The sequence below is a fragment of the Humibacter sp. genome, assembly GCF_051954055.1.
Taxonomy (GTDB): domain Bacteria; phylum Actinomycetota; class Actinomycetes; order Actinomycetales; family Microbacteriaceae; genus Humibacter.
Map to the genome: position 1 here is coordinate 19,961 of NZ_JBQCIE010000003.1, position 7,825 is coordinate 27,785.

Consider the following 7,825-nt stretch of genomic DNA (forward strand, 5'->3'; position numbering starts at 1 on the left):
CAGCCACTTCCCGCGAACGCAGCCAACACAAGTGGCTGCGCTTGCACGAACTGGCTGTAGACGAGGCGGGAGGGGTCGGGCGCCCTCAGCCGAGGTCGGGGGCCTCGAGGCGCACGCGGTCGGCGGAGGCGTCGTCCGGCTGCTCCTGCGACGCACGCTCGGCGGCGACCCGGCGAAGGTAGTACGCGATCTCGCGCTCGATGCGCTCCACGTCCCAGCCCAGTTCCGCACCCATCAGACGGGCGGCGACGGGAGCAGCGGAGACACCGCGGTCCCACGCCTCGATCGAGATGCGGGTGCGACGGGCGAGCACGTCGTCGACGTGCAGCGCACCCTCGTGCGATGCCGCGTAGACTACCTCGGCGCCGACGTAGTCGTCAGCGCCGGGCAGCGGTTCGGCCAGCTCCGGCCGCGCGGTGATGAGGTCCAGCACCTCCTGCGCGAGAGTGCCGTATCGGTTCAGCAGGTGCTCCACCCGCGTCACGTGGATGCCCGCCTTGCGCGCGATCCGCGTCCTGCGGTTCCACGCCGCCCGGTAGCCGACCGCGCCGACCAGCGGTATCTCCGCGGTGGCGGATGCAGGCACCTTGCCGTCGAGGGCGCTCGCGGCCGCGTCGATGGCATCCTTCGCCATCACCCGGTACGTGGTCCACTTGCCGCCGGCGATCACGACGAGGCCGGGCACGGCGTGCGCCACGATGTGCTCGCGGGAGAGCTGGGACGTCTCATCCGACTCGCCCGCCAGAAGCGGCCGAAGCCCCGCGTAGACGCCCTCGACGTCTTCGCGGGTGAGCGGGATGCTCAGCACGCGGTTCACGTGCTCCAGCAGGTAGTCGATGTCGGCGGCCGTCGCCGCGGGGTGGGCCTTGTCGAGGTGCCAGTCGGTGTCGGTGGTGCCGACCAGCCAGTGCCTGCCCCACGGGATGACGAACAGCACGCTCTTCTCGGTGCGCAGCAACAGGCCGGCCGCCGACTGGAATCGGTCGCGCGGCACGACGAGATGGATGCCCGTGGAGGCACGCACCTTGAACTTGCCGCGCTCCCCCACCATCGACTGCGTGTCGTCGGTCCACACCCCTGTCGCGTTGACCACCTGCTTGGCACGGATCTCGAAGGCCTCGTCGGTCTCCCGGTCCCTCGCGCGCACGCCGACGACACGCTCGCCGACCTTGAGGAATCCCTCGACGCGCACCCGGTTCGCGACGTGGGCGCCATAGTGCGCCGCGGTGCGGGCGACGGATGCCGTGTAGCGGGCGTCGTCGACCTGCGCGTCGTAGTACGTGATGCCACCGATGTAGGCATCCGATGCCAGCGACGGCGCCAGCTTGCGCACCTGGGTGCGGGTGAGGTGTCTGTGGTGCGGCACGCCCGGCGGGCGCAGACCGGTGTAGCTGAAGAGGTCGTAGAGGAGCATCCCCGCGCCGATGTAGAAGCGCTCGATCACGGGTCTCCGCAGCGGGTAGAGGAACCGCACCGGCTTCACAAGGTGCGGGGCGAGCTGCTGCAGCAGCAGGCCACGCTCGATGAGCGCCTCGCGCACGAGTCGGAAGTCGAGCTGCTCCAGGTAACGGATGCCGCCGTGCACGAGCTTCGACGAGCGGCTGGACGTGCCGGACGTCCAGTCCCGCTGCTCGACGAGGCCGACGGTGAGTCCTCTGGTGACGGCATCGAGCGCCGCCCCGGTGCCGACGATGCCGCCCCCGATGACGAGCACGTCCAGCTCCTCAGAGCGCAGCGCCTCGATAGCCTCGGCGCGCTCCAGCGGGCCAAGTCGTGCGGAGTGCTCGATGTGTGTGGGTCCGCTCATCGCTGAATCCGTCCTCAGTGGCCCAGGTAGGGGGCGACGACGACCTCGACGCGCTGGAACTCCTTGAGGTCGGAGTATCCGGTGGTGGCCATCGAGCGGCGCAGCGCTCCGACCAGGTTGGCGGTGCCGTCGGCGACGCGAGCCGGCCCGTACAGGATCTCCTCCAGCGTGCCGGTCTGCGCGACCTGCACGCGGTGTCCGCGCGGCAGCTGCGGATGGTGCGACTCGGCGCCCCAGTGCCAGCCGCCGCCCGGGGCGTCGGTGGCGCGAGCGAGCGTGGTGCCGAGCATGACGGCATCCGCTCCGCACGCGATCGCCTTGACGACGTCGCCCGAGGAGCCGAGGCCGCCGTCGGCGATCACGTGCACGTAGCGTCCGCCGGACTCGTCGAGGTAGTCGCGGCGCGCGCCCGCCACATCCGCCACGGCGGTAGCCATGGGTGCGTGGATGCCGAGAGTCGCCCTGGTCGTGGATGCCGCGCCCCCGCCGAATCCGACGAGCACGCCGGCGGCTCCGGTGCGCATGAGGTGCAGAGCCGCCGTATACGTGGCGGCGCCGCCGACGATGACCGGAACATCGAGTTCGTAGATGAACTTCTTGAGGTTGAGCGGCTCCACGTTCTTGGAGACATGCTCGGCCGAGACCGTGGTGCCGCGGATGACGAACAGGTCGACGCCGGCGTCGACAACCGTCTGGTAGAACTCCTGAGTGCGCTGCGGCGAAAGGGATCCGGCGACCGTGACGCCTTCCGCGCGGATCTCGGCGAGCCGGTCGCGGATCAGCTCGGCCTTGATCGGCTCGGCGTAGATCTGCTGCATGCGCTCGGTCGCCTGATCGTTCGGCAGCGAGCGGATCTCGGCGAGCACCGGCTCCGGGTCGTCGTAGCGGGTCCAGACGCCCTCGAGGTCGAGCACGCCGAGGCCGCCGAGCCGACCCATCATGATGGCGGTGGACGGCGAGACGACGGAGTCCATGGGGGCCGCGAGGATGGGCACGTCGAACGTGTACGCGTCGATCGACCACGAGGTCGAGACGTCCTCCGGGTCACGGGTGCGGCGGCTGGGCACCACTGCCACGTCGTCGAACGCGTAGACGCGGCGGGCGCGCTTGGCGCGGCCGATCTCGATTTCCATGGTCACCCCGCCAGCCTACGGGGTGCCCGTGACGTCTTAGCGGATGCTCGTCAGGCGGATGCCGCGGCGTACCGCCCTGAGCGTATGGCTCGGGCCCGCGCCTTCGCAGCCTCCTCCTCGCGGTTCTTCGGCGGCGTCGTCGCCACCAGGTCGTCGAGGAGGTGCTGCGTGATGTGCGCGATCTCGTGAACGGCGTGATCGAAGGCATCCTGGTTGACCTTCGACGGCTTCGTCGTTCCGGCGATCTTGCGCACGTACTGCAGCGCGGCGGCGTTCACCTCGTCCGAGGTGGCGGCGGGCTCGAAGTTATGGAGGGTGTGGATGTTGCGGCACATACCGCGACCATAACTCTGAGCGCCCGTGGCCGGACAGGGCTGGGTGACACGTTGGATGCTGTAGCGCGTGGACAGCCTGCCGGTATTCGTGTGCTGCGATTCGTTGAAAACGCGACCGCGAAGAACCAGCACGAGTTGTCGCCTTGGGAACTGCAGGGCGGTGTCCGAACGTTCAGAAGTCGTGTTGCAGTCAGCGTCCGCGGGATTCGGTCAGCGGACGAAGACTCGGATCACCCAAATCAGGGGCGCCAAGATCGCGCATGCCGTGCCCATCAGCGCGAGCGCTCGCCAAATGTTCGTTGATGCAGTGAGACGCTTGTCGCCCGTTGGAATGACGTTGCCCTGGGAATCACGGATCTCAACATTCCGGGCTAACCGAATCGTGCTGTACCCAGCTTGCCTCTCCTTCCGATACTTCAGCTGCGCGCGATATCTGGCCACATACGCAAATGGGGGCACGATGATCAGGGCAAGAAGGATGGCAATCGCCAACCCCGCCTCCGCGTGACTCTCATGTGGATGGAACGCTGGAGCCGTTAGGAACACGCCCGCGATGAGCGCGAAGGTCAAGCCAACCGCGAGAAGCATGGCCTGCTGCCACCACCGTGTTGTATGTCCCGGAAGCATTGCCTGCTGCACTGCGGAAGGTTCCTCCGACGATGACATGGCATCATCATGGACTAGGTCGGGCGACGCTCGTCGGCAGAGTTGAGCGACAGTTGAATCGGGACGCGCAGAGTGGGATTCGCGTTCGTGCAGCTTTCATCTTCAGTGCGTCCGATGACCGCGGGTATGTCGCGGGCGGCAGAGTGGTACGATATTATGTACCACTCGAGGAGGCGTCATGTCCGCGATCACCGCGTCGGAAGCACGCAAGAGCCTGTTCGGTCTCATTCAGCAGGTCAATGACGACCACACCGCCGTCGAGGTCGTCTCACGACACGGCAACGCTGTCATCCTGTCGAAGGACGACTACGACGCGATGACCGAGACCGCGTACCTGCTGCGCAACTCCGCCGGCGCCCAGCGGCTCGTCGAGGCGATCGAGCGGGCCCGCCGGGGCGAGTTCGAGCAGCACGGCCTGCTTGACGCGTGAGCCGCAGCCTCGCCTTCGACCGCCACGGGCGGGAGGACTACCTCTACTGGCAAACCCAGGATCGCAAGACGTTGAAACGGATCAACCAACTCGTCGCCGACGTACTACGCGACCCCTTCACGGGCATCGGCAAGCCCGAACCCCTCAAGCACATCCTGACCGGGGCATGGTCACGTCGCGTCGATTACGCAAACCGCCTCGTCTATTACGTCACCGACGATCACATCGTCATCCTGCAAGCACGCGACCACTACTAACCCGACGCACGACCGACAAGCGACGCAGCGGGATCGGGCTTGCGGGTGATCGCGCACTGGGGCCGCAGATGCGTGCTTCGGTCAGGCCTGTTAGAACCTGGTCATGCTTCGTGAACCGCTCTCGGTTAGCACCCCATTGCACGCAGCGGGATCCGCTTACGTGCCGATCTGTTCTGCTGCTTGCAGAAGATCGCTGGCGAGAAGCGCCCTGGCAGTGAGTACTTCGATGCCGAGGATCCTGCCTGCGCGATCCAAGTCGATGTTGATCATTCCCCCGACCTCCATCGGGTCGCACAGGTAAGTCCGATCAACTCCACATGCACCAACTTGATCTACAAGAGAGATGTACGCCGCGTCTGCCGAGGCGTCATAGGTGATCTTCATGCCGAGCCCTTCGTGGACGTCGTCCCCTTGGTGAAGTATGGCGAATGCACGAGTCAGCGGGTTCTGGCCGTTGCAGAAACCGCCCGTTGAGGGATCCTTGCTTGCGGGCGCCTGTTCATCTATTCAAGGCTCGACGGTCGTATTCCACGGGGCCTCTCACTGCCCGCCCGGATGACGATATGGGTCGACCGTGTCGGTGGTGGATGTTTGCATGGGCGTTCGTATCCGGTCGTCGAGGGGGGCACCATGGTCGAGGCCATCACCACCAAGCGGTTCCACGAGCTCGTACCAGGAGACACCTGGCATCGCGTCTACGGCGGGGCGACCGCTCACTTCGTCACCGGCTCCTTCGACGAGGGCGTCGAGTTCGTTCGCGCGATCGCGGAGCTGGCGGATGCCGCGAACCACCATCCAGATATCGACCTGCGCTATGCCGGTGTCACGGTTCGGCTCATGACCCACGAGATCTCCGCCGTGAGCGAGCGCGACGCTGCCCTGGCGGTGCAGATCTCGGACGCCGCGAGCCGACTCGGCATCGAACCGGAGCCGACGCTGATCGGCACCGTGCAGTTCGCGATCGATGCCATGGACATCCCGCTCGTGCTGCCGTTCTGGGAGGCTGTGCTCGGCTACGAGCGTCGCGGCGAGGGCGCTCTGCGCGATCCGCGCGGCATCGGACCATCGGTGTGGTTCCAGCAGATGGATGCGCCGCGACCGCAACGCAATCGCATCCACGTGGACCTCGCTCTGCCACGCGCGCTGGCGCGGCAGCGGATCGACGCCGCCGTCGCCGCAAGCGGACACATCGTGTCCGACGCGTTCGCCCCGCACTGGTGGACTCTCGCCGACGCAGAAGGCAATGAGATCGACATCGCGCCCTGGGTCGACGACACCGACTGGGACGACGACGAGAACGAGGAATAGTCGACCCACCACTGATGGGGGGGTCCTCCACCTTCGGCTAGCGAATGTCGTCTGATGGTGTCCAGCTGATCGGGTAGTTGACGATCGGCCTGACGAAGGTCGCGCCGGCGGCCTCCAGTTCCTGGGCCGCAGTGACGACCATCTCTTTCAACCGGCTCATCTGCTGCGCATGCTCTTCGGTGTCCCAGATGCTGACATGCACCATGGAACCCTTCGGTGAGATGGCCACGTAGTAGTGGATGAGTCCTGGCAGACGCTGGATGGCCGGCACCAGGTACTCGGCGGAACTCTTGTTCGCGGCGTCGACTTCGGTGAATCGAGTCGGGTCGAACGTGGCGAGCGACAGTCGGACGGAGGCGGATGCGGGCAGCTGATCGGTCATAGCACACCTTCCCATGGGTTGCTCTCTGAGGCGGACACTAGCGGTGACGGACGCATCGAAAGGTAGCCCATCGCTGTCCGACTTCGCCGTCTCGCGAAGTGATGCCCCGTGCGCTCGTTCTGCAGCCGGGTACGGCTCAGTCTCGTCGCACGCCACGAGGACGTCTTGGACGAATGTCGCTCCGCTGACACAGCGCGGCGGCTCACTCGGCCCAGGCTATGCGGGCGGCTGCATCCGCCGGCGTGTCCCCCTACCTGCACGCCTGTTCGAGGCAGACGGCGTACCCGCGCTGCCCGACGTTCCGATAGGGCAGGCTGACACTCATGGACCGTGTCGCCGCCCAGAGTCTCGGCCAGCTCCGCACGCGCACGAGCGAGAAATGGACGGCGTATCCGTCCGACGTGCTGCCGCTGTTCGTGGCGGAGTCAGACTTTCCGCTCGCCGAGCCGGTGGCATCCGCTCTGCACGCGGCTATCGACCGCTCCGACACCGGGTACATCGGAAACGACGGTGGGGCGGCCGCCCGCGCGTTCGCCGGGTTCGCGAAGGAGCGCTGGGACTGGCGGGTCGATCCGGAGCGGGTGCGCACGACCACCGACGTGAGCGTCGTGATTGTGGAGGCGCTACGAGCGCTCATCCGCCCGGGCGACGGCGTGGTGATCACCCCTCCGGTGTATCCGCCGTTCTTCGAGCTGATCCCTGAGGCGGGCGGCCGAGTGGTGGAGGCGCCGCTCGCGCGCACCGACGACGGTGGTTACGAACTCGACCTGGATGCGATCGACGCGGCACTGGCATCCGGAGCGCGGGCCGTGCTGCTGTGCAGCCCGCACAATCCGCTCGGGCTCGTGCACCCGCGGGAGACGCTCGTCGCACTCAGCGAGGTGGTCGAGCGGCACGGTGCGGTGGTCGTGAGCGACGAGATCCATGCGCCGCTGACGCACTCCGACGCATCCTTCACGCCTTATCTCACCGTGTCAGCGGCCGCTCGCGAGCACACCATCGCCGCGCACTCCGCCAGCAAGGCGTTCAACCTTGCTGGGCTCAAGTGCGCGATGTTCGTCACGGCATCCGATCGGATGACCGAACTCGTCCGGGGACTGCCGGTGGAGGTCGAGGAGCGCACGAGCATCTTCGGACGCATCGCCAGTACCGCCGCGTTCGAGGCAGGCGGCGACTGGCTCGACGGCGTGATCGCGTCCATCGAGGACAACCGGCGTCTGCTCACGCGGCTGCTCGCCGAGCGGATGCCCGCGGTTCGCTACCGGGAACCCCGCGCGAGCTATCTCGCTTGGCTCGATCTCACTGATACCGGCTGGAGCGAGGATCCGGCTGCGGTCGCCCTGAAGCGCGCCAGGGTCGCGGTCAACAGCGGTCTGACGTTCGGACGCGAGGGCGCAGGCTTCGTGCGGATGAACATCGGATGCTCTCCGGAGGTGCTCGCGGAAGCGGTGTCGCGGCTGGCAGGCGTGATGCTCTGACGGGTCACGCGGTGGAGTCGGATCGCCTC

Annotated in this window: 10 protein-coding genes; 4 read left to right on the top strand and 6 right to left on the bottom strand. The window is 67.0% G+C overall.

Annotation, left to right across the window (positions count from 1 at the left end; all coding sequences use genetic code 11):
• Positions 1–85: 85 nt before the first annotated feature.
• The 4 genes from ACTHNC_RS00270 to ACTHNC_RS00285 all read right to left on the bottom strand — a co-directional run bounded on the left by ACTHNC_RS00270 (position 86) and on the right by ACTHNC_RS00285 (position 3,941).
• Positions 86–1,807: a glycerol-3-phosphate dehydrogenase/oxidase gene (locus tag ACTHNC_RS00270; RefSeq protein WP_440292580.1), complete on the bottom strand. Its 1,722-nt coding sequence runs from the start codon at positions 1,805–1,807 to the stop codon at positions 86–88.
• 14 nt (positions 1,808–1,821) lie between these two features.
• A complete protein-coding gene (locus ACTHNC_RS00275) occupies positions 1,822–2,940 on the bottom strand; it encodes a GuaB3 family IMP dehydrogenase-related protein (protein ID WP_440292590.1) in 1,119 nt (372 codons plus the stop codon).
• Between the two features lie 50 nt (positions 2,941–2,990).
• Positions 2,991–3,275: a DUF2277 domain-containing protein gene (locus ACTHNC_RS00280; protein ID WP_440292581.1), complete on the bottom strand. Its 285-nt coding sequence runs from the start codon at positions 3,273–3,275 to the stop codon at positions 2,991–2,993.
• Positions 3,276–3,485: 210 nt separating this feature from the next.
• A complete protein-coding gene (locus ACTHNC_RS00285) occupies positions 3,486–3,941 on the bottom strand; it encodes a hypothetical protein (protein WP_440292582.1) in 456 nt (151 codons plus the stop codon).
• A 178-nt stretch (positions 3,942–4,119) separates the two neighbouring features.
• Between ACTHNC_RS00285 and ACTHNC_RS00290 the strand changes: the two genes are divergently transcribed.
• Both ACTHNC_RS00290 and ACTHNC_RS00295 read left to right on the top strand, forming a co-directional pair.
• Positions 4,120–4,371, top strand: a complete 252-nt coding sequence (locus ACTHNC_RS00290; protein WP_440292583.1) for a type II toxin-antitoxin system Phd/YefM family antitoxin — start codon at positions 4,120–4,122, stop codon at positions 4,369–4,371.
• Entirely contained in the window at positions 4,368–4,628 is a 261-nt protein-coding gene (locus ACTHNC_RS00295; protein WP_440292584.1) for a Txe/YoeB family addiction module toxin, read from the top strand. The genes ACTHNC_RS00290 and ACTHNC_RS00295 overlap by 4 nt, the downstream gene beginning before the upstream one ends.
• A gap of 156 nt (positions 4,629–4,784) precedes the next feature.
• Here ACTHNC_RS00295 and ACTHNC_RS00300 read toward each other — a convergent pair whose 3' ends face one another.
• Positions 4,785–5,012, bottom strand: a complete 228-nt coding sequence (locus ACTHNC_RS00300; RefSeq protein WP_440292585.1) for a DUF2283 domain-containing protein — start codon at positions 5,010–5,012, stop codon at positions 4,785–4,787.
• 246 nt (positions 5,013–5,258) lie between these two features.
• Between ACTHNC_RS00300 and ACTHNC_RS00305 the strand changes: the two genes are divergently transcribed.
• Positions 5,259–5,936 (top strand): 4a-hydroxytetrahydrobiopterin dehydratase, encoded by a 678-nt coding sequence (locus tag ACTHNC_RS00305; RefSeq protein ID WP_440292586.1) that lies wholly within the window; start codon positions 5,259–5,261, stop codon positions 5,934–5,936.
• 37 nt (positions 5,937–5,973) lie between these two features.
• Here the strand turns inward: ACTHNC_RS00305 and ACTHNC_RS00310 are convergent, their stop codons facing one another.
• Positions 5,974–6,318 (bottom strand): hypothetical protein, encoded by a 345-nt coding sequence (locus ACTHNC_RS00310; RefSeq protein WP_440292587.1) that lies wholly within the window; start codon positions 6,316–6,318, stop codon positions 5,974–5,976.
• A 323-nt stretch (positions 6,319–6,641) separates the two neighbouring features.
• Here ACTHNC_RS00310 and ACTHNC_RS00315 point away from each other — a divergent pair, with 323 nt between their 5' ends.
• On the top strand, positions 6,642–7,796 hold the full coding sequence (locus tag ACTHNC_RS00315) for a MalY/PatB family protein (RefSeq protein ID WP_440292588.1): 1,155 nt from the start codon (positions 6,642–6,644) through the stop codon (positions 7,794–7,796).
• The last annotated feature ends 29 nt before the right edge of the window (positions 7,797–7,825 follow it).